Origin of the sequence: Burkholderia sp. EMB26, from assembly GCF_024730645.1 — a bacterium.
GTDB lineage: Bacteria > Pseudomonadota > Gammaproteobacteria > Burkholderiales > Burkholderiaceae > Burkholderia > Burkholderia cenocepacia.
Genome location: NZ_CP078070.1, coordinates 562,217 through 582,705 on the forward strand (window position 1 = coordinate 562,217; position 20,489 = coordinate 582,705).

Annotated in this window: 19 protein-coding genes; 14 read left to right on the forward strand and 5 right to left on the reverse strand. The window is 67.1% G+C overall.

Annotated elements, in window-relative coordinates; all coding sequences use genetic code 11:
- Window positions 1–6: 6 nt before the first annotated feature.
- From murD to lpxC, 10 genes are all read left to right on the forward strand, one after another.
- Window positions 7–1,518, forward strand: coding sequence for a UDP-N-acetylmuramoyl-L-alanine--D-glutamate ligase (gene murD, locus KU887_RS02725; protein WP_084750961.1), 1,512 nt, complete (start codon window positions 7–9; stop codon window positions 1,516–1,518).
- Entirely contained in the window at window positions 1,515–2,798 is a 1,284-nt protein-coding gene (gene ftsW / locus KU887_RS02730) for a putative lipid II flippase FtsW (protein ID WP_006487115.1), read from the forward strand. The genes murD and ftsW overlap by 4 nt, the downstream gene beginning before the upstream one ends.
- Window positions 2,795–3,898: an undecaprenyldiphospho-muramoylpentapeptide beta-N-acetylglucosaminyltransferase gene (gene murG / locus KU887_RS02735; protein ID WP_006487111.1), complete on the forward strand. Its 1,104-nt coding sequence runs from the start codon at window positions 2,795–2,797 to the stop codon at window positions 3,896–3,898. Before ftsW ends, murG begins: the two co-directional genes overlap by 4 nt.
- Window positions 3,895–5,292, forward strand: coding sequence for a UDP-N-acetylmuramate--L-alanine ligase (gene murC / locus KU887_RS02740; protein ID WP_006487095.1), 1,398 nt, complete (start codon window positions 3,895–3,897; stop codon window positions 5,290–5,292). Before murG ends, murC begins: the two co-directional genes overlap by 4 nt.
- 1 nt (window position 5,293) lies before the next feature.
- Complete coding sequence (locus KU887_RS02745; protein WP_006487105.1) at window positions 5,294–6,235, forward strand: D-alanine--D-alanine ligase; 942 nt, start codon at window positions 5,294–5,296, stop codon at window positions 6,233–6,235.
- 19 nt (window positions 6,236–6,254) lie between these two features.
- Complete coding sequence (locus KU887_RS02750) at window positions 6,255–7,007, forward strand: cell division protein FtsQ/DivIB (protein WP_006477014.1); 753 nt, start codon at window positions 6,255–6,257, stop codon at window positions 7,005–7,007.
- A gap of 26 nt (window positions 7,008–7,033) precedes the next feature.
- Window positions 7,034–8,266, forward strand: a complete 1,233-nt coding sequence (ftsA, locus tag KU887_RS02755; protein ID WP_006487138.1) for a cell division protein FtsA — start codon at window positions 7,034–7,036, stop codon at window positions 8,264–8,266.
- A gap of 112 nt (window positions 8,267–8,378) precedes the next feature.
- Window positions 8,379–9,575: a cell division protein FtsZ gene (gene ftsZ, locus KU887_RS02760; RefSeq protein WP_006487140.1), complete on the forward strand. Its 1,197-nt coding sequence runs from the start codon at window positions 8,379–8,381 to the stop codon at window positions 9,573–9,575.
- Window positions 9,576–9,772: 197 nt separating this feature from the next.
- Window positions 9,773–10,279 (forward strand): peroxiredoxin, encoded by a 507-nt coding sequence (locus KU887_RS02765; RefSeq protein WP_012492974.1) that lies wholly within the window; start codon window positions 9,773–9,775, stop codon window positions 10,277–10,279.
- A 240-nt stretch (window positions 10,280–10,519) separates the two neighbouring features.
- Window positions 10,520–11,437, forward strand: a complete 918-nt coding sequence (gene lpxC / locus KU887_RS02770; RefSeq protein ID WP_006487145.1) for a UDP-3-O-acyl-N-acetylglucosamine deacetylase — start codon at window positions 10,520–10,522, stop codon at window positions 11,435–11,437.
- Window positions 11,438–11,518: 81 nt separating this feature from the next.
- Here the strand turns inward: lpxC and KU887_RS02775 are convergent, their stop codons facing one another.
- Window positions 11,519–11,995 carry a DUF721 domain-containing protein gene (locus KU887_RS02775; protein ID WP_006487136.1) on the reverse strand — a complete coding sequence of 159 codons (477 nt, stop codon included), beginning with the start codon at window positions 11,993–11,995 and terminating at the stop codon, window positions 11,519–11,521.
- A gap of 256 nt (window positions 11,996–12,251) precedes the next feature.
- On the opposite strand from KU887_RS02775, the gene secA reads away from it, so the two are divergent.
- The 4 genes from secA (at window position 12,252) to KU887_RS02795 (ending at window position 17,768) form a co-directional block, all read left to right on the forward strand.
- Entirely contained in the window at window positions 12,252–15,053 is a 2,802-nt protein-coding gene (gene secA, locus KU887_RS02780) for a preprotein translocase subunit SecA (protein WP_006493335.1), read from the forward strand.
- A gap of 144 nt (window positions 15,054–15,197) precedes the next feature.
- Window positions 15,198–16,439 carry a bifunctional glutamate N-acetyltransferase/amino-acid acetyltransferase ArgJ gene (gene argJ, locus KU887_RS02785; RefSeq protein WP_006496770.1) on the forward strand — a complete coding sequence of 414 codons (1,242 nt, stop codon included), beginning with the start codon at window positions 15,198–15,200 and terminating at the stop codon, window positions 16,437–16,439.
- A gap of 19 nt (window positions 16,440–16,458) precedes the next feature.
- Window positions 16,459–17,328, forward strand: a complete 870-nt coding sequence (locus KU887_RS02790) for an ATP-binding protein (RefSeq protein WP_006487097.1) — start codon at window positions 16,459–16,461, stop codon at window positions 17,326–17,328.
- Complete coding sequence (locus KU887_RS02795) at window positions 17,325–17,768, forward strand: NUDIX domain-containing protein (RefSeq protein ID WP_006487137.1); 444 nt, start codon at window positions 17,325–17,327, stop codon at window positions 17,766–17,768. Before KU887_RS02790 ends, KU887_RS02795 begins: the two co-directional genes overlap by 4 nt.
- 60 nt (window positions 17,769–17,828) lie before the next feature.
- Here the strand turns inward: KU887_RS02795 and KU887_RS02800 are convergent, their stop codons facing one another.
- From KU887_RS02800 to KU887_RS02815, 4 genes are all read right to left on the reverse strand, one after another.
- Complete coding sequence (locus KU887_RS02800) at window positions 17,829–18,029, reverse strand: DNA gyrase inhibitor YacG (protein ID WP_011544509.1); 201 nt, start codon at window positions 18,027–18,029, stop codon at window positions 17,829–17,831.
- 28 nt (window positions 18,030–18,057) lie between these two features.
- Window positions 18,058–18,813 (reverse strand): cell division protein ZapD, encoded by a 756-nt coding sequence (gene zapD / locus KU887_RS02805; protein WP_006487143.1) that lies wholly within the window; start codon window positions 18,811–18,813, stop codon window positions 18,058–18,060.
- A gap of 109 nt (window positions 18,814–18,922) precedes the next feature.
- Window positions 18,923–19,531, reverse strand: a complete 609-nt coding sequence (gene coaE, locus KU887_RS02810) for a dephospho-CoA kinase (protein WP_058901238.1) — start codon at window positions 19,529–19,531, stop codon at window positions 18,923–18,925.
- Window position 19,532: 1 nt separating this feature from the next.
- Window positions 19,533–20,444: an A24 family peptidase gene (locus KU887_RS02815; RefSeq protein ID WP_006496767.1), complete on the reverse strand. Its 912-nt coding sequence runs from the start codon at window positions 20,442–20,444 to the stop codon at window positions 19,533–19,535.
- Between the last annotated feature and the right edge of the window lie 45 nt (window positions 20,445–20,489).

The following is a 20,489-nucleotide window of genomic DNA, read 5'->3' on the forward strand; positions in this document are numbered from 1 at the left end:
GGCGAGATGTTTGGAGATCGGCAACGGCCGATGGTGCTCGTACTGGGGCTCGGGGAATCGGGTCTCGCGATCGCGCGATGGTGCGCGAGGCACGGGTGCCGGCTGCGTATTGCCGATACCCGCGAGGCGCCGCCGCACCTTGCCGCGCTGCAGGCCGAAGGCATCGATGCGGAATTCGTCGGCGGAGCGTTCACGCCCGCGCTGCTCGACGGCGGTGTCGAGATCGTCGGGCTGAGCCCCGGCCTGTCGCCGCTCGAACCGGCGCTCGCCGCGCTGCTTGCCGCCGCGCACGAGCGCGGTGTCGCGGTATGGGGCGAGCTGGAATTCTTCGCGCAGGCGCTGCGCGCGCTCGGCACGAGCGGCTACCAGCCGAAGGTGATCGCGATTACCGGCACCAACGGCAAGACCACGACGACGAGCCTCACGGGCCTGCTGTGCCAGCGTTCGGGCAAGAAGGTCGCCGTCGCGGGCAACATCAGCCCGGCGATGCTCGACCGGCTCGCGAGCGCGATCGACGACACCGCGCTGCCCGACGTATGGGTGCTCGAACTGTCGAGCTTCCAGCTCGAGACGGCACGCACGTTCGCGCCCGATGCGGCCGCGATCCTCAACATCACGCAGGACCACCTCGACTGGCACGGCAGCTTCGACGCGTACGCGCAGGCGAAGGGCCGGATCTTCGGCGCGACGACGACGCGCGTGCTGAACCGCGACGACGCGGCCGTGATGAAGTTCGCGCCCGCCGCCGGCGCGGCCGACGCGCCGCGCACGGTCACGTTCGGTCTGAACGAACCGACGCAGGACGGCGACTACGGGCTGTCGCGCGACAACGGCATCGCGTGGCTGGTGGAAGCCGTCGATCGCGACGCGCCGGATGAAGCGACGACGACCCGCCGGCGCAAGCGCGACGCCGCGCATACGCCGGACATCGCGCAAAAGCGCCTGATGCCGGCCGACGCGCTGCGCATCCGCGGGCTGCACAACGCGGCGAACGCGCTGGCCGCGTTCGCGCTCGCACGCGCGATCGACCTGCCGGCAGCGCCGCTGCTGCACGCACTGCGCGAATACCGCGGCGAAGCGCATCGCGTCGAAGTGATCGCGACGATCGACGACGTGGACTACGTCGACGACAGCAAGGGCACGAACGTCGGCGCGACGGTGGCCGCGCTCGACGGGCTCGCGCAGAAGATCGTGCTGATCGCGGGCGGCGACGGCAAGGGGCAGGATTTCGCGCCGCTGGTCGCGCCGGTCGCGCGCTGGTGCCGGGCGGTGATGCTGATCGGCCGCGACGCGCCGGCGATCCGCGACACGCTCGCCGAAACCGGCGTGCCGCTCGTGGACCACGCGACGCTCGAAGGCGCGGTGCACGCGGCGGCCGACCTGGCCGAGCCGGGCGATGCGGTGCTGTTGTCGCCTGCATGCGCGAGCCTCGACATGTTCAGGAACTACGCCCATCGCGCGGAAGTGTTCCGCGCGGCGGTCGACGAAATCGCCATCGACAAAGGAGCGACGCCATGAGCTGGTCCGATCGCCTCGTCTCCCGTTTCAACGACCGGCGCGACACCGGCGGCAATGCCGCGGGCGGCCGCGTCGCGTCGGCCACGCGCGCCGCGACGGGCGGCCTCGCGAGCGTCGTCAACGGCGTGCGCCCGAGCCGTTCGCGGATGCTCGATTTCGACTATTCGCTGCTGTGGGTCGCGATCGCGCTGCTGGGGCTCGGCGTCGTGATGGTGTATTCGGCGTCGATCGCGATGCCCGATTCGCCGAAATACGCGTCGTATCACGACTACGCGTTCCTGATGCGCCACTGCGTGTCGCTCACCGTCGCGTTCATCGCGGCGGTGCTCGCGTTCCGCGTGCCGGTGTCGACCTGGGACAAGTACGCGCCGCATCTTTTCCTGATCGCACTGGTCGGCCTCGTGATCGTGCTGATCCCGCACGTCGGCAAGGGCGTGAACGGTGCGCGCCGCTGGATTCCGCTCGGCATCACCAACATGCAGCCGTCGGAAATCATGAAGCTCGCGGTGACGATCTACGCGGCGAACTACACGGTGCGCAAGCAGGAATACATGCAGAGCTTCGCGAAGGGCTTCCTGCCGATGGCGTTCGCGGTCGGCCTGGTCGGCGCGCTGCTGCTGCTCGAGCCCGACATGGGCGCGTTCATGGTGGTCGCCGCGATCGCGATGGGCGTGCTGTTCCTCGGCGGCGTGAACGGCAAGCTGTTCGGCGGCCTCGTCGCGACGGCGGTCGGCACGTTCACGATGCTCGTGTGGCTGTCGCCGTGGCGTCGCGAGCGGATCTTCGCGTATCTCGATCCGTGGGACGAGCGCTATGCGCAAGGCAAGGCCTACCAGCTCACGCACTCGCTGATCGCGTTCGGCCGCGGCGAGTGGTTCGGCGTCGGCCTCGGCGGCAGCGTCGAGAAGCTGAATTACCTGCCGGAAGCGCATACCGACTTCATCCTCGCGGTGATCGGCGAGGAGCTCGGCTTCGTCGGCGTGCTGGTCGTGATCCTGCTGTTCTACTGGATCGTGCGCCGCGCGTTCGAGATCGGCCGCCAGGCGCTCGCGCTCGATCGCACGTTCGCGGGCCTGATGGCGAAGGGCATCGGCATCTGGTTCGGCGCGCAGACGTTCATCAACATGGGCGTGAATCTCGGCTTGCTGCCGACCAAGGGCCTGACGCTGCCGCTCGTGAGCTACGGCGGCTCCGGCATCCTGCTGAACTGCGTCGCGCTCGCGGTGTTGCTGCGGGTCGACTACGAGAACCGGGTGCTGATGCGCGGAGGGAAGGTATGACCGCGTCGCAACGCACGCTGATGGTGATGGCAGGCGGCACCGGGGGCCACGTGTTCCCGGGGCTCGCGGTCGCGCACCGGATGGAAGCGGCGGGCTGGCGCGTCGTATGGCTTGGCAATCCGGCCGGGATGGAAGCGACGCTCGTGCCGAAGCACGGTATTCCGATGGAGTACGTGCGGTTCGGCGGGCTGCGCGGCAAGGGCCTGAAGACCAAGCTGACGCTGCCGGTCAACCTGCTGCGCGCATGCTGGCAGAGCCTCGGCGCGCTGCGCCGCGTGCGGCCCGACGTCGTGCTCGGGATGGGCGGCTACATCACGTTTCCGGCGGGCGTGATGACCGCGCTGTCGGGGCGTCCGCTCGTGCTGCATGAACAGAATTCGATCGCGGGCCTCACGAACAAGGTGCTCGCGAAACTCGCGAAGCGCGTGCTCGTCGCGTTCCCCGGCGCGCTGCCGCACGCGGAATGGACCGGCAACCCGATTCGCGCGGAACTCGCGCACACGGAACCGCCCCAGGCACGCTATGCGTCGCGCGGCGGCCCGCTGAACGTGCTGGTCGTCGGCGGCAGCCTCGGGGCGGCCGCGCTGAACGAAGTCGTGCCGCGCGCGCTGGCGCTGCTGGCGCCGGGCGAGCGTCCGCGCGTCGTGCACCAGGCCGGCGTGAAGCACATCGAGGCACTGAAGGCGAATTACGAAGCGGCCGGTTTCGCGGCCGGCGAGGACGTGCGGCTCGTGCCGTTCATCGACGACATGGCGGCCGCGTATGCGGCGGCGGATCTGGTGATCTGCCGGTCGGGCGCGATGACGGTGTCGGAGATCGCGGCGGTGGGCGTGGCGGCGCTGTTCGTGCCGTTCCCGCATGCGGTCGACGATCACCAGACGACCAACGCCGCGTTTCTCGCCGATGCGGGCGCGGCCGTGCTGGTGCAACAACGCGACCTGTCGGCGGAACTGCTCGCCGACTGGCTGCGCGGCCAGTCGCGGGCCTCGCTCGCGGACATGGCGGAACGTTCGCGCTCGCTCGCGAAGCCCGAGGCTACCGACGAAGTCGCGCGCGTCTGCGCGAAGGCGGCCGGCGCGAACCTGGAACAACTGCAATGAAACACATCGTCAAACACATTCATTTCGTCGGGATCGGCGGCGCGGGGATGAGCGGCATCGCCGAAGTGCTGGCCAACCTCGGCTACGCGGTCAGCGGCTCGGACCTGTCGCGCAATGCGGTGACCGACCGGCTCGAAGCGCTGGGCGCGCGGATCGCGATCGGTCACGACGCGGCGAACATCGAGGGCGCGAACGCGGTCGTCGTGTCGACGGCCGTGCGCTCCGACAACCCGGAAGTGCTGGCCGCGCGCGCGAAGCGCGTGCCGATCGTGCAGCGCGCGGTGATGCTGGCGGAGCTGATGCGCCTGAAGCAGGGAATCGCGATCGCCGGCACGCACGGCAAGACCACGACGACGAGCCTCGTCGCGAGCGTGCTCGCGGCGGGCGGGCTGGACCCGACCTTCGTGATCGGCGGCCGGCTGATCAGCGCCGGCGCGAACGCGCGGCTCGGCACGGGCGACTTCATCGTCGCCGAGGCCGACGAGTCGGATGCGTCGTTCCTGAACCTGTATCCGGTGATCGAAGTCATCACGAACATCGATGCCGACCACATGGACACCTACGGCCACGATTTCGCGCGGCTCAAGCAGGCGTTCATCGAATTCACGCAGCGCCTGCCGTTCTACGGCAGCGCGGTGGTGTGCGTCGACGATCCGAACGTGCGGCAGATCATCCCGTTCATCTCGAAGCCGGTCGTGCGCTACGGCCTGTCGCCGGACGCGCAGGTGCGCGCGGAAGACATCGACGCGCGCGACGGCCGGATGCATTTCACGGTGATCCGCGAAGGGCGCGCGCCGCTCGCGGTGGTGCTGAACATGCCGGGCCTGCACAACGTGCAGAACGCGCTCGCGGCGATCGCGATCGCGACCGATCTCGGCGTGTCGGACGACGCGATCCAGCTGGCGCTGGCGGAGTTCAACGGTGTCGGCCGGCGCTTCCAGCGCTACGGCGAGGTGCCGAGCGCGGACGGCGGCCAGTACACGCTGATCGACGACTACGGTCATCACCCGGTCGAGATGGCGGCGACGATCGCGGCCGCGCGCGGAGCGTTCCCGGGCCGCCGCCTCGTGCTGGCGTTCCAGCCGCACCGCTATACGCGCACACGCGACTGCTTCGACGATTTCGTCAACGTGCTGTCGACCGTCGATGCGCTGGTGCTGACCGAAGTTTATGCGGCCGGCGAGGCCGCGATCCCGACGGCCAGCGGCGACGCATTGTCGCGCGCGCTGCGCGCGGCGGGCAAGGTTGACCCGGTGTTCGTCGCGACGGTCGACGACGTGCCGGACGCATTGGCGAAGGTCGCCCGGAACGGCGACGTGGTGATCACGATGGGAGCGGGTTCGATCGGCGGCGTGCCGGCGAAGCTCGTGCAACACATTCAACAGAAGGCATGACATGAGCGGGATCGATCCGAAACGTTTCGGCAAGGTGGCAGTGTTGTTCGGCGGGGAATCCGCCGAGCGCGAGGTGTCGCTCACCTCGGGCCGCCTCGTGCTGCAGGGCCTGCGTGACGCGGGCGTCGACGCGCATCCGTTCGACCCGGCCGAGCGGCCGCTGTCGGCGCTGAAGGACGAAGGCTTCGTGCGCGCGTTCAACGCGCTGCACGGTGGCTACGGCGAGAACGGCCAGATCCAGGGCGCGCTCGATTTCTACGGGATCCGCTACACGGGTAGCGGCGTGCTCGGGTCGGCGCTCGGCCTCGACAAGTTCCGCACGAAGCTCGTGTGGCAGCAGACGGGCGTGCCGACGCCGCCGTTCGAGACGGTGATGCGCGGCGACGACCTGGCCGCGCGCGCGACCGACATCGTCGCGAAGCTCGGTCTGCCGCTGTTCGTGAAGCCGGCGAGCGAGGGCTCGAGCGTCGCGGTGCTGAAGGTGAAGACGGCCGACGCGCTGCCGGCCGCGCTCGAGGAAGCCGCGACGCACGACAAGATCGTGATCGTCGAGAAGAGCATCGAGGGCGGCGGCGAATACACCGCGTGCATCGCCGGCGATCTCGACCTGCCGCTGATCAAGATCGTGCCGGCGGGCGAGTTCTACGACTACCACGCGAAGTACGTCGCCGACGATACGCAATACCTGATCCCGTGCGGCCTGCCGGCGCAACAGGAAGCGGAACTGAAGCGCATCGCGCGCCGCGCGTTCGACGTGCTCGGCTGCACCGACTGGGGCCGCGCGGATTTCATGCTCGACGCGGCCGGCAATGCGTATTTCCTGGAAGTGAACACGGCCCCCGGGATGACCGACCACTCGCTGCCGCCGAAGGCCGCGCGCGCGGTCGGCATCAGCTATTCGGAGCTGGTCGTGAAGGTGCTGTCGCTCACGCTCAACGACTGACGCAGGAACGGAACGACGTATGTGGAACAACGTTCGCCAACTCAACCTTGCCGCCAGCGCGCTGTACGCGCTGCTGCTGCTCGTGTTGGCGGCGGCCGGCTGCTACTGGCTGATCCAGCGCCCGACGTTCGCGCTGCGGGAAATCCGGATCGATGGCGACACCGAGCACATCAACTCGCCGACGGTGCGCGCGGGCGTGGTCGGCCGGCTGAAGGGCAATTTCTTCACGGTCGATCTCGATACGGCGCGCGCGGCGTTCGAGCAGATGCCGTGGGTGCGTCACGCGAGCGTGCGCCGGGTGTGGCCGAATGCGCTGGCTGTCACGCTCGAGGAGTACAAACCGCTCGGGACCTGGGGCAGCGATCAGCTGGTGAGCGTCGACGGCGAGCTGTTCACCGCGAACCAGGGCGAGCTGGAGCAGGAACTGCCGGCGTTCGACGGCCCGGAAGGCAGTGCGAAGGAAGTCGTCACGCGGTATCGCGACTTCGGGAAATGGTTTGCGCCGCTGAAGGCGGCGCCGGAAGAAGTGACGCTGTCGGCGCGGTACGCGTGGACGGTGAAGCTGTCGAACGGCATGCAGGTGGAACTGGGCAAGGAACGCAACAGCGACACGCTGCATGACCGGAGCCAGCGCCTGGTCGCCGCGTGGCCGGCCGTCACGGAGCGTTGGGGCAACGACATCGAGTACGCGGACCTGCGTTATCCGAACGGATTCGCGATTCGCGCGGCAGGCATGCGGTTCCTGACCGATACCGACAAGCGCAAGAAGTAACGAGAGATCACACGCAAGAGCACTTTATGAGCAAAGACTACAAGGATCTGCTGGTTTCCCTCGACATCGGCACGTCGAAGGTGGTGGCCATCGTCGCCGAGCTGAAGGGCGAGGGTCACTACGAGGTGATCGGTCTCGGCCAGAGCGAGTCGAAGGGTCTGAAGAAAGGTGTGGTGGTCAACATCGAGGCCACCGTGCAGTCGATCCAGCGCGCGCTCGAGGAAGCCGAGCTGATGGCCGACTGCAAGATCACCAACGTGTTTACGGGGATCGCGGGCAGCCACATCCGCAGTTTCAACTCGAGCGGGATGGTCGCGATCAAGGACAAGGAAGTCACGCAGACGGACGTCGCGCGCGTGATCGAGACCGCGAAGGCGATCAACATCCCGACCGACCAGCAGGTGCTGCACATCCTCACGCAGGAATTCATCATCGACGGCCAGGAAGACGTGCGCGAGCCGATCGGGATGAGCGGCATCCGGCTGGAAGTGAAGGTGCACATCGTGACGGGCGCGGTGAGCGCCGCGCAGAACATCGTCAAGTGCGTGCGCCGCTGCGGGCTGGAAGTGAACGACCTGATCCTGCAGCCGCTCGCGTCGTCGCTGGCGGTGCTGACGGAAGACGAGAAGGATCTCGGCGTGGTGCTGGTCGACATCGGCGGCGGCACGACGGACATCGCGATCTTCGCCGAAGGCGCGATCCGCCACACGGCGGTGATCCCGATCGCCGGCGACCAGATCACGAGCGACATCGCGATGGCGCTGCGCACGCCGACGCCGGACGCGGAAGACATCAAGGTCGGCTACGGGATCGCGAAGCAGGCGCTCGCCGATCCGGACGAAATGGTCGAAGTGCCGGGTCTCGGCGAACGCGGCCCGCGCACGCTGTCGCGCCAGGCGCTCGCGGCGGTGATCGAGCCGCGCGTCGAGGAACTGTTCTCGCTCGTGCAGCAGGTCGTGCGCGAGTCCGGTTATGAAGAACTCCTGAGCTCCGGCGTGGTCATTACCGGCGGTGCCTCGATGATGCCGGGCATGGTCGAGCTCGGCGAAGACATTTTCCTGAAACCGGTGCGCATCGGCGCGCCGGAATACGCAGGCGGCCTGTCCGACGTCGTGCGCAATCCGCGCTACTCGACGGCGATGGGGCTGCTCGTCGAAGGCAGTGCGCAGCGCATGCGCGGCCGCAAGGTCGCCGTGCAGTCCGGCAACGCGGGGCAGGTGTTCTCGCGGATGAAGGAATGGTTCCTGAGCAACTTCTGACAAACCGAATCGAAATTCGCGCTGGTGCCGGCGGCTGGCGCGCGACAGGGGGTTGCCCGATCTCCTGCCGAATAACGGCCGAGTAGCAGTCATTCTCTTGACGGAGGCAACAATGGAATTCGAAATGCTGGAAACCGAGACCAACGGCACCATCATCAAGGTGGTCGGCGTTGGCGGCGCTGGCGGCAATGCCGTCCAGCACATGATCAACCGCGGCGTGCAGGGCGTCGACTTCATCGTGATGAACACGGACGCCCAGGCGCTGTCGCGTTCGCGCGCATCGTCGGTGATCCAGCTCGGCAACACGGGTCTGGGCGCCGGTGCGAAGCCGGAAATGGGTCGTGCGGCGGCGGAAGAAGCGCGTGAGCGCATCGCCGACGCGCTGCGCGGCGCGCACATGGTGTTCATCACGGCCGGCATGGGCGGTGGCACGGGTACGGGCGCGGCGCCGGTGGTTGCGCAGATCGCGAAGGAGATGGGCATTCTGACGGTCGGTGTCGTCAGCAAGCCGTTCGAGTTCGAAGGCGGCAAGCGCATGCGCGTCGCCGAAGCAGGCTCGCAGCAACTGGAGGATCACGTCGACTCGCTGATCGTCGTGCTGAACGACAAGCTGTTCGACGTGATGGGCGACGACGCCGAGATGGACAAGTGCTTCCAGTGCGCGGACGACGTGTTGAACAACGCGGTGGCAGGCATCGCGGAAATCATCAACGTCGACGGCCTCGTGAACGTCGACTTCGAAGACGTGAAGACGGTGATGGGCGAGCAGGGCAAGGCGATGATGGGCACGGCGACGGTCGCCGGCGTCGATCGCGCGCGCCTCGCGGCGGAACAGGCCGTGGCGAGCCCGCTGCTCGAAGGCGTCGATCTGTCGGGCGCGCGCGGCGTGCTGGTCAACATCACGTCGAGCCGTTCGCTGCGTCTGTCGGAAACGCGCGAAGTGATGAACACGATCAAGAGCTACGCGGCGGAAGATGCGACGGTGATCTTCGGTGCGGTGTACGACGACGCGATGGGCGATGCACTGCGCGTGACGGTCGTGGCGACGGGTCTGGGCCGTGCGGCGAAGAAGCAGCAGTCGGCACCGATGACGCTGCTGCGCACGGGTACGGACAACCAGCCGGTCAGCGCGGTGTCGCACGGCTACGCGCCGGCGCAGCACGTCAGCACGGCCGACTACGGCGCGCTCGATACGCCGGCGGTGTGGCGCAATTCGCGCGAAACCGCGGCATCGCACGTGCAGGCGCTGCAGGAGAAGGGTGTCGACACGTACGACATCCCGGCTTTCCTGCGCAAGCAGGCTGACTGACGCAAACACAGGCGAAGCCGCGGCGCAGTCGTTGAGATCGCCGCGGTATCGCCGGCGTGACGGATGCTACGGACCCAGACAGGCCGCGTCGGATGCGACGCCGGGCCGGGAAAGGTGCCCTCTTCGCTCGAGCGAAGCGGGATGGGCCGGGCTGTCCGCAACACGCTGAAAAACCGTATCGCTATGAGGGACCAGCCATGATTCAAGTGGGCGACGCGCTGCCCGACGCGCAATTGTTCGAGTTCATCGACGACGCGCGCGAAGGGTGCACGCTGGGGCCGAACGCCTGCAGCGTGCGCGACCAGGTGGCGGGAAAGCGGGTGGTGATCTTCGGATTGCCGGGCGCTTTCACGCCGACCTGCTCGGCGCAGCATGTGCCGGGCTACGTCGAACACGCCGAGCAATTGCGCGCGGCGGGGATCGACGAGATCTGGTGCGTGTCCGTCAACGACGCATTCGTGATGGGCGCATGGGGACGTGATCTGCACACCGCGGGCAAGGTGCGCATGATGGCGGACGGCAGCGCGGCTTTCACTCATGCGCTGGGGCTGACGCAGGATTTGTCCGCGCGTGGCATGGGAATTCGTTCCCTGCGCTACGCGATGGTGATTGACGGCGGTGTGGTCAAGACGCTGGCCGTCGAGGCGCCGGGCAAATTCGAAGTGAGCGATGCGGCGAGTGTTCTCGCGACGTTGACGTCCTGATCGTGCGGTGCGCCGTTGCCTTCCGGCAACGCTGCTCACCGGCCTCAGGGCAGTTGTAACACGGGCTGATGACCGGAAACGCCTCCGTTCCGGGCATCGGCCCGTCCCGTATCGGCACGGGTAAACTGTCGAAACAGATTGATACGCAGTTTCAGACAGCGTTGAATAGGGAATTACGCTATAATCCCGCCTATCGAATATAACTCCTGATTGATATCTTCAATCAAGACGAAGAAGACCATGTTGAAGCAGCGCACCATCAAATCCATCGTGAAGACCGTGGGTATCGGTGTCCACTCGGGCCGCAAGATCGAGTTGACGCTCCGTCCCGCCGCGCCCGGCACGGGCATCGTCTTTTCACGCGTCGACCTGCCCACGCCGGTCGACATTCCCGCATCGGCGATGTCGATCGGCGACACGCGGCTCGCGTCGGTGTTGCAGAAGGATGGCGTGCGCGTGTCGACGGTCGAGCACCTGATGTCCGCGTGTGCGGGTCTCGGCATCGACAACCTGTATGTCGATGTGACGGCCGAGGAAATCCCGATCATGGACGGCAGCGCCGCCACGTTCGTGTTCCTGATCCAGTCCGCCGGCATCGAGGAACAGAACGCGCCGAAGCGTTTCATCAAGGTGAAGAAGCCGGTCGAAATCCGTGACGGCGACAAGTTCGCGCGGCTCGATCCGTATTTCGGCTTCAAGCTGAAGTTCTCGATCGACTTCCGTCACCCGGCCGTCGACAAGACGGGCCAGGAACTCGAGGTCGATTTCGCGACCACGTCGTACGTGCGCGAGATCGCGCGTGCGCGCACGTTCGGTTTCGCGCACGAAGCCGAGATGCTGCGCGAGATCGGCCTGGCGCGCGGCGGCAGCATGGACAACGCGATCGTGCTCGACGAGTACCGGATCCTGAACAACGACGGGCTGCGCTACGACGACGAGTTCGTGAAGCACAAGATGCTCGACGCGATCGGCGATCTGTACGTGATCGGCCATCCGCTGCTGGCGTCGTACACCGCGTACAAGTCGGGCCACGGCCTGAACAACGCGTTGCTGCGCGAACTGCTCGCGCACGAAGACGCGTACGAGATTGTGACGTTCGACGATCCGCAGGCTGCACCGAAGGGGTTCGCGTTCGACGCGCAGACGGCCTTCGCGTGACCGGCGTTCAGCGCAAGCGATAAAAAAAGCGACCCTCGGGTCGCTTTTTTGTTGGCTGGCGGCCGCCGATGACCGGTGCGGTCAACGCGGCTTCGCGCCGTGTCGTGCCGCCATCCGCGCGAGCGCGGCCTGCAGCGGCGACGGTTCCAGGTGGTCGGCGAGGTCGCGCAGCGCGGCGGCGCCGGCCGAGGTCATCCGAGCCTGCTTCACGTGCGGCGGCTCCGGCGCGTCTTTCGGCCGCACGCGCACGCGCAGCGTCGTCACGGGCCAGCCGCGCTTCTGGAGGTCGCCGAGCAGCCGCACCTCGACCTGTCGCAGCCGTGCTGCCAGCGCATTGTGCGCGGCAAAGAGGGTCAGGGTGCCGTCCTTGATGAAGCCCGGTTCGACGTGATTCGCCAGATAATCGGGCAGGCAAGCGCCCAGGTCGCGCTGCAGCGACGCGATCTGCTCGACACCGGCGCGCAGCGCCGCGAATGCGTCGGTACGACCGAGCACTTCGGACACGGGTTGCGGACGATAGGCGGCGAGCGGGCCGAAACGCTTGGAAAATCGGTTCATCGAGGCTTTATTCGAGCGCGCACGCGCGCGGACGTTGCAGCCGATTGTACCCGTGCCGGCCCGCGCACGGGCGGCTTTCGCCCCTGTCCGCCCGGCCCCGGCGCGCCATGCCCGTGCGGCCGGGACGCAGGCGCACGCGTCCCCGCGTGCTAAAATTCGACGTTTGAGTCCACTAATTCGCTAAGCCGCCGAGGCTCGGGCGCCGGGGCGCGCAACACGCGCCGGGCGCCGGTGCTGCGACGCAGGATCCGATCCGATGACAACCGGTTTTCTCCAGAAAATTTTTGGCAGCCGCAACCAGCGGCTCGTCAAGCAATACCAAAAGACCGTCGCGACGATCAATGCGCTCGAAACGCAGATCGAGAAGCTGACGGACGACCAGTTGCGCGGCAAGACGGACGAATTCCGCCAGCGGGTCGCGGCCGGCGAGTCGCTCGACAAGCTGCTGCCCGAGGCCTTCGCGGTGTGTCGCGAGGCGAGCCGTCGCGTGCTGAAGATGCGGCACTTCGACGTGCAGATGATCGGCGGCATGGTGCTCCACTACGGCAAGATCGCGGAAATGCGCACCGGCGAGGGCAAGACGCTCGTCGCGACGCTGCCCGTGTACCTGAACGCGCTGGCCGGCCGCGGTGTGCACGTCGTGACCGTCAACGACTACCTCGCGCAGCGCGACGCCGAATGGATGGCGCGCCTCTACAACTTCCTTGGTCTGTCGGTCGGCATCAACCTGTCCGGCATGGAGCACGACCAGAAGCAGCAGGCCTACGCGGCGGACATCACGTACGGCACGAACAACGAATTCGGCTTCGACTACCTGCGCGACAACATGGTCTACGAGACCGACGCGCGCGTGCAGCGGGCCCTGAACTTCGCGGTCGTCGACGAAGTGGACTCGATCCTGATCGACGAAGCGCGTACGCCGCTGATCATTTCGGGCCAGGCCGAGGATCACACCGAGCTGTACGTGCGGATGAACGCACTGCCGCCGCTGCTCGAGCGCCAGATCGGCGAAGAGAAGGCCGACGGCACGGGCGTCGAGAAGCCGGGCGACTACACGCTCGACGAGAAGGCGCGCCAGGTGTTCCTGACGGAATCGGGCCACGAGAAGGCCGAGCGCCTGCTTGCCGAATGGGGCCTGATCGGCGAGGGCGAAAGCCTGTACGCGCCGCAGAACATCACGCTGATGCACCACGTGTACGCGGCGCTGCGCGCCCATACGCTGTTCCACAAGGATCAGCACTACGTCGTGCAGAACGGCGAAGTGGTCATCGTCGACGAATTCACGGGCCGCCTGATGGCCGGCCGCCGCTGGTCCGACGGGCTGCACCAGGCCGTCGAGGCGAAGGAACACGTGAAGATCCAGAGCGAGAACCAGACGCTCGCGTCGATCACGTTCCAGAACTACTTCCGGATGTACGCGAAGCTGGCCGGCATGACCGGCACCGCGGACACCGAAGCGTACGAATTCAACGAGATCTACGGTCTCGAGACGGTCGTGATCCCGACCAACCGCCCGCCGAAGCGGATCGACAAGCAGGACCAGATCTACAAGACGGCCAAGGAGCGCTACGACGCGGTGATCCGCGACATCCGCGACTGCTACGAGCGCGGCCAGCCGGTGCTGGTCGGCACGACGTCGATCGAGAACTCCGAACTGCTGTCGCACCTGCTGAAGCAGGCCGGGCTGCCGCACGAAGTGCTGAACGCGAAGCAGCACGAGCGTGAAGCGGCGATCGTCGCGGAAGCTGGCCGTCCGAAGCGCATCACGATCGCGACCAACATGGCCGGCCGCGGTACCGACATCGTGCTCGGCGGCAATGCGGAGAAGCAGGCGGCGTTCATCGAGGCCGACGATTCGATCCCGGCCGACGAAAAGGCGCGCCGCATCCAGAAGCTGCACGACGAGTGGGAAACGCTGCACGAGGAGGTGAAGGCCGCGGGCGGCCTGCACATCATCGGCACCGAGCGCCACGAATCGCGCCGGATCGACAACCAGCTGCGCGGCCGTGCAGGCCGTCAGGGCGATCCGGGCTCGTCGCGCTTCTACCTGTCGCTCGACGATCCGCTGCTGCGCATCTTCGCGGGCGATCGCGTGCGCTCGATCATGGATCGCCTGAAGATGCCGGAAGGCGAGGCGATCGAAGCCGGCATCGTCACGCGGTCGATCGAATCGGCGCAGCGCAAGGTCGAAGCGCGCAACTTCGACATCCGCAAGCAGCTGCTCGAATACGACGACGTGTCGAACGACCAGCGCAAGGTGATCTACCAGCAGCGCAACGAGCTGCTCGAAGCACACGACATCACCGAGACGATCACCGCGATGCGTCACGGCGTGATCACCGAAGTCGTCCGCCAGTTCGTGCCGGAAGGCAGCATCGAAGAGCAGTGGGACGTGCCCGAGCTCGAGGAAGCGCTGCGCAACGACTGGCAGCTCGATCTCGCGATCCAGGAAATGGTGAACGAGTCGTCGTCGATCACGGCCGAGGAGATCCTCGACGCGGTGACGACGGCCGCCGACGAGCAGTACGAGGCGAAGGTCGCGATGGTCGGTCGCGAGTCGTTCAGCGCGTTCGAGCGCTCGGTGATGCTGCAGACGGTCGACCGCCTGTGGCGCGAGCACCTCGCGGCGCTCGACCACTTGCGCCAGGGCATTCACCTGCGCGGCTATGCGCAGAAGAACCCGAAGCAGGAGTACAAGCGCGAGGCGTTCGAACTGTTCGCCGCGATGCTTGACGCGATCAAGCAGGAAGTCACGCGCATCGTGATGAACGTGCAGATCCAGTCGCCGGAGCAGCTCGAGGAGGCGGCCGAGCAGATCGAGGAGCGCGGCGGTCATCTCGAGAACGTCGAATACCAGCACGCCGACTACGCGGACGCCGGCGCCCCGGTGGCGAACGTCACGACTGCTGCTGCGGCGGCCACGGCGACGGCCGACATGGTCGGCAGCGCGATGACGCACGGCGGCCCCGGCGGCGAAATGCCGAAGGTCGGCCGCAACGACCCGTGCCCGTGCGGCAGCGGCAAGAAGTACAAGCAATGTCACGGGAAGCTGTCATGATCGGCGGCGGCGCGCGTCACGCGTGCCGCGTCGTTCGCAGCTTCGAGTCAGTGATGTGAGTTGTGGCGGCCCGCGCGTGCGGCCGCCGGTTCTTCCAATCGATGCCGGCGCGTGCCGGCATTTTCCATCCGGCAGGTGTGCCCCATGGCAGTCAATTTTCCGTCGATCGATCCCGCCCAACTGCATCCCGTCGCCGGCGTCACGCTCGGCTGGGCGGAGGCGAACATCCGCAAGCCGAATCGCAAGGACGTGCTGGTCATTTCCGTCGACGAAGGCGCGACGGTCGCGGGCGTGTTCACCGAAAACCGTTTCTGCGCAGCGCCGGTCACCGTCTGCCGCGAGCATCTGGCGAAGGTGCGTGCGGGCGGCGCGGGCATCCGCGCACTGGTCGTGAATACCGGCAATGCGAACGCGGGCACCGGCGAGCCGGGCCTCGTGAACGCCCGTGAAACGTGCACGGAACTCGCACGCCTCGCGGGCATCGAGCCGGCGCAGGTGCTGCCGTTCTCGACCGGCGTGATCCTCGAGCCGCTGCCGATCGACCGCCTGAAGGCCGGTCTGCCGGCCGCGCTCGCGAACCGCAAGGCCGCGAACTGGTTCGACGCCGCGCAGGCGATCATGACGACCGACACGCTGCCGAAGGCGACGTCGCGCCAGGTGACGATCGACGGTCACACGGTCACGCTGACGGGCATCAGCAAGGGCGCGGGCATGATCAAGCCGAACATGGCGACGATGCTCGGCTTCCTCGCGTTCGATGCGAACGTCGCGCAGCCGGTGCTCGACACGCTCGTGAAGGAAGTCGCCGACCGCTCGTTCAACTGCATCACGATAGACGGCGACACGTCGACGAACGACTCGTTCATCCTGATCGCATCGGGCAAGAGCACGCTGCCGGCCATCACGTCGACCGATTCGCCGGCCTATGCGGCGCTGCGCGACGCGGTGACGGAAGTCGCGCAGGTGCTGTCGCAACTGATCGTGCGCGACGGCGAAGGCGCGACGAAGTTCATGACGGTGCAGGTCGAAGGCGGCAAGAGCGTCGCCGAATGCCGCCAGATCGCGTACGCGATCGGCCACTCGCCGCTCGTGAAGACGGCCTTCTACGCATCCGACCCCAACCTGGGCCGGATTCTCGCGGCGATCGGCTATGCGGGCGTCGCGGATCTCGACGTCGGCAAGATCGACCTCTATCTCGACGACGTGCTCGTCGCGAAGGCCGGCGGCCGCAACCCGGCCTACCAGGAAGAGGACGGCCAGCGCGTGATGAAGCAGAGCGAGATCACGATCCGCGTGCTGCTTGGCCGTGGCGACGCGCAGGCCACCGTCTGGACGTGCGACCTGTCGCACGATTACGTGAGCATCAACGCGGATTACCGCTCCTGATCGGGAGCGCTCGAACGACATGGACAAGCTTGAACAGTTTCTGACGCGCGCGGAAGCGCTGCTCGGCCGTCTCGAAGGGATGCTGCCGCCCGCACCGGCGGCCATCGACTGGAACGCGGCGCACGCGTTCCGCTGGCGCAAGCGCCAGGGGCGCGGTTACCTGCAGCCGGTACCGGCCGTGTCATCGATCACGCTCGGCGACCTGCACAACATCGACCGCCAGAAGGCGCTGATCGACCAGAACACGCGGCAGTTCGTGCAGCGCAAGCCGGCCAACAACGTGCTGCTGACCGGCGCGCGCGGTACCGGCAAGTCGTCGCTGATCAAGGCGTGCCTGAATGCGTACGCGAACGACGGGCTGCGCCTGATCGAAGTCGACAAGGACGACCTGCACGATCTCGGCGACATCGTCGACCTGATCTCGCAGCGTCCGGAGCGGTTCATCGTGTTTTGCGACGACCTGTCGTTCGAGGACGGCGAATCGGGCTACAAGGCGCTGAAGGTCGCGCTGGACGGGTCGATCGCCGCGCAGTCGGACAACGTGCTGATCTACGCGACGTCGAACCGTCGCCACCTGCTCCCCGAGTACATGAGCGACAACGAGTCGTACAAGCATCTTCCTGACGGCGAGATTCACCCCGGCGAAGTCGTCGAGGAGAAGATCTCGCTGTCGGAGCGCTTCGGCCTGTGGGTCAGCTTCTATCCGTTCAAGCAGGACGACTACCTCGACATCGTCGCGCACTGGCTGCGCCACTTCGGCTGCCCGGAGACGGAGATCGACACGGCACGCGGCGACGCCCTCGTGTGGGCGCTCGAGCGCGGCTCGCGCTCGGGCCGCGTCGCGTGGCAGTTCGCGCGGGACTGGTCGGGCCGCAAGGAGCAGGCATGAGCGCGGATCTGGCACAGGGCGCCGTGCGGGCGCCGGACGGCCGCAAGGTGACGGAAGTCGCGGTCGGCGTGATGGTGCAGCCGGACGGTCGGTATCTGCTCGCGCAACGCCTGCAGGGCAAACCGTATGAAGGTTACTGGGAGTTTCCGGGCGGCAAGCTGGAGGCCGGCGAAAGCGTCGAGGATGCGCTGGCGCGCGAGCTGCACGAGGAACTCGGCATCGAGGTCACGGCCAGCCACCGCTGGCACACGCTCGAGCACGATTATCCGCACGCGTACGTGCGGCTCTATTTCTGCAAGGTGACGGGCTGGACGGGCGAGCCGCACAGCAAGGAAGGGCAGGCGTTCGTATGGCAGCAACTGCCGGTCGAGGTCGCGCCGCTGTTGCCGGCGGCGCTGCCGGTGCTCGAACTGCTCGAGAAGGAAGCGGCGTCGCAATGACGCCGTGGCGGCCCGCCGGAAACGCGGGCCATATCGGCGGACGGCGGCGCCGCGCGCCGCTCAGCTGTCGCGGCGGTTGTCCGTGCCGTCCTCTTCCGACGACGGGCCCTCGTCGGAGGCGCCGCCGATCCGATACTTTTCCGCGGCCCATGCGCCAAGGTCGAGCTGCTTGCAGCGGGCCGAACAGAAGGGACGGAACTTGTTTTCAGGCGTCCAGCGCACTTCTGCGCCGCACGACGGACATTTCACAACGGTAGTCATACGAAAGCGTTGAACCGGCACGCGGCCGTTACAGATTACACAGGGTCAGATGGAACGGCACGTCGATGTCCACCGCACGCGGCCGCACGTCGCCGTCCTGCATGGTGAACCGTACCCACAGCATGTATTTGTTGGCGCTCGCTTCGGGAATGACGCGCAGCTCCGGCGCTACCCGCACCTGCATCAGTTGATAGGTGCGGCCGGACAGCATCTGCTGGTAGCTGCCCTGCATCGCCATGACCTTCGACGCCTGGCCTGATTCGCGCGCAAGCCGCAGCACGATCGCCGCGGCGTCGCGCAACGGCAGCATCGGCAGGACCCACTTCGCGATGTCCTGGCGCCGCTGCTCGGCGGGCCATTGCTGCCACGCGTAGTACGACGGCAGGTCGAACTTGCATGTCCCGCCCGGAATCACCGCGCGGCTGCGGATGCTGGCGAGCCACTCGTTGTCGACGAGGTGCTGGCCGGTCTTGCCCTGCATCTGCGCAAGATTCGCGAGCGTTTGCTCGATTTCACCGAGCACGGCTTCGAGCGCGTTCTGCTCGATGCCCGGATTGCCGCGAAAGGGGGCGAGCGTCTGGCGCTGACGTTCGAGCTCCTTCATCAGATCCGATTTCAGGTCCGCGCGGCCCGTTACCTCGGCGATTTCGAACAGCGTCGTCAGCGCGACGTGGTGTTCACGCGGGTCCTCCTGAGCCAAAAAGAACGCGAAGCGCTCGAACAGATCTTCGAGACGCAACAGCGTGCGAATTCGCTCGTTGAACGGATACTCGTAAAGAATCAAGCGCGCTCGCCTCTTGGGTAGGGATTGAAACAATGAAGGACATTCTAATGCCCCCTCTCTACCCTAGCAACGCGCCAATTTCGTACACCATCACGATTGCGCGCGATGCTCAGTGCGCGGCGGCCGCGAACGCGACGTAGCGTTGGTGCAGTGCATCGACCTGCGCGTCGAGCGCGTCGGGCGTGACCGCGTCGTTGACGATCACGTCGTCGGCCGCCGCGAGGCGGGCCTCGCGCGTCGCCTGTCGCGCGATGATCGCTTCGACCTGTTCGCGCGTGAAGCCGTTGCGCCGCATCACGCGTGCGATCTGCGTTTCGACCGGACAGTCGACGACCAGCACGCGATCGCTGCGCGCCTTCCACGTGCCCGACTCGACGAGCAGCGGCACGACGAACATCACGTACGGGCCCCGGGCCTCGCGCGCCTCGCGATCGGTCTCCGCACGGATCAGCGGATGCGTGATCGCTTCGAGGCGCCGGCGCGCGTCGTCGTCGCTGAAGATCAGTGTGCGCATCTTCGCGCGATCGAGCGAGCCGTCGGCGGCCACGAAGCCGCGACCGAAAGCGTGCTCGATAGCCGGCATCGCGAGACCGCCCGGCGCGGTGATGCGATGGGCAATCAGGTCGGTATCGACGAGCGATGCGCCACGGGCGCCGAACAGGTCGGCAACGGTCGTCTTGCCGCTGCCGATGCCGCCCGTGAGTCCTACTGAAAACATGTCAGCCTCCGAGCGCCGCATAGAAAGGGGTGCCGAAAAACAGCGTGGCGACGCCGCCGGCCGCGAGGAACGGGCCGAACGGAATCGGCTCCTCGAAGCGCATGCGGCCGCGCCAGGTCGCGACGAGCCCGACGACCGCGCCGGTCACCGCCGCGAACAGTACGACCTGCGGCAGTGCGGCCCAGCCCATCCATGCGCCGAGCGCGGCAAGCAGCTTCAGGTCGCCGAAACCGATGCCCTCGATGCCGCGCAGCCATTTGAACAGCCAGTAGATCGACCACAGGAACAGGTAGCCGGCCATCGCGCCGATCACGGCCGAGCGCAGCGAAGCGAACGTGCCGCCGAGGTTCAGCACGAGCCCGGCCCACAGCAGCGGCAGCGTCATCGAATCGGGCAGGTAGCCGGTCCGGATATCGATCGCGCTCATCGCGAGCAGCGCCGCGCACAGCGCGAACGCGGCAAGCGCGGCGACGGTCGGGCCGAACGCCGCGAGCGAGCCGGCCGCGAGCCCTGCGCACGCGAGCTCGACGAGCGGATAGCGGATGCCGATCGCATGGCCGCAGCGCCGGCAGCGTCCGCGCAGCATCAGGTAGCTGACGACCGGGATGTTCTCCCATGCGCGCAACACGTGGCCGCAATGCGGGCAGGCGCTGCGCGGGCGCCACAGATCGTAGCGCGGCGGATAACCATCGTCGGGCGGGGTGCTTGCGGCGCCCGTCGCTTCGGCGATCTCGGCCTGCCACGCGCGCTGCATCATCACGGGCAACCGGTGCACGACCACGTTCAGGAAGCTGCCGATGCAAAGGCCGATGACGACCGCGAACGCATACTGCAGCGCGGGCGGCAGCATCGCCAGCGCGAGCAGCGTGCTCTCGGGCGAATCGGAAACGGCGGACAGGGGCGCTGGCGTCATGAGGCTCAAGGTTCGGACTAAAAGGCGAGAGAATCGGTTGCGATG

Coding starts and splice junctions, on each gene's coding strand:
- murD (WP_084750961.1), top strand. CDS start 7: ATGTTTGGAGATCGGCAACGGCCGATGGTGCTCGTACTGGGGCTCGGG.
- ftsW (WP_006487115.1), top strand. CDS start 1,515: ATGAGCTGGTCCGATCGCCTCGTCTCCCGTTTCAACGACCGGCGCGAC.
- murG (WP_006487111.1), top strand. CDS start 2,795: ATGACCGCGTCGCAACGCACGCTGATGGTGATGGCAGGCGGCACCGGG.
- murC (WP_006487095.1), top strand. CDS start 3,895: ATGAAACACATCGTCAAACACATTCATTTCGTCGGGATCGGCGGCGCG.
- KU887_RS02745 (WP_006487105.1), top strand. CDS start 5,294: ATGAGCGGGATCGATCCGAAACGTTTCGGCAAGGTGGCAGTGTTGTTC.
- KU887_RS02750 (WP_006477014.1), top strand. CDS start 6,255: ATGTGGAACAACGTTCGCCAACTCAACCTTGCCGCCAGCGCGCTGTAC.
- ftsA (WP_006487138.1), top strand. CDS start 7,034: ATGAGCAAAGACTACAAGGATCTGCTGGTTTCCCTCGACATCGGCACG.
- ftsZ (WP_006487140.1), top strand. CDS start 8,379: ATGGAATTCGAAATGCTGGAAACCGAGACCAACGGCACCATCATCAAG.
- KU887_RS02765 (WP_012492974.1), top strand. CDS start 9,773: ATGATTCAAGTGGGCGACGCGCTGCCCGACGCGCAATTGTTCGAGTTC.
- lpxC (WP_006487145.1), top strand. CDS start 10,520: ATGTTGAAGCAGCGCACCATCAAATCCATCGTGAAGACCGTGGGTATC.
- KU887_RS02775 (WP_006487136.1), bottom strand. CDS start 11,995: ATGAACCGATTTTCCAAGCGTTTCGGCCCGCTCGCCGCCTATCGTCCG.
- secA (WP_006493335.1), top strand. CDS start 12,252: ATGACAACCGGTTTTCTCCAGAAAATTTTTGGCAGCCGCAACCAGCGG.
- argJ (WP_006496770.1), top strand. CDS start 15,198: ATGGCAGTCAATTTTCCGTCGATCGATCCCGCCCAACTGCATCCCGTC.
- KU887_RS02790 (WP_006487097.1), top strand. CDS start 16,459: ATGGACAAGCTTGAACAGTTTCTGACGCGCGCGGAAGCGCTGCTCGGC.
- KU887_RS02795 (WP_006487137.1), top strand. CDS start 17,325: ATGAGCGCGGATCTGGCACAGGGCGCCGTGCGGGCGCCGGACGGCCGC.
- KU887_RS02800 (WP_011544509.1), bottom strand. CDS start 18,029: ATGACTACCGTTGTGAAATGTCCGTCGTGCGGCGCAGAAGTGCGCTGG.
- coaE (WP_058901238.1), bottom strand. CDS start 19,531: ATGTTTTCAGTAGGACTCACGGGCGGCATCGGCAGCGGCAAGACGACC.
- KU887_RS02815 (WP_006496767.1), bottom strand. CDS start 20,444: ATGACGCCAGCGCCCCTGTCCGCCGTTTCCGATTCGCCCGAGAGCACG.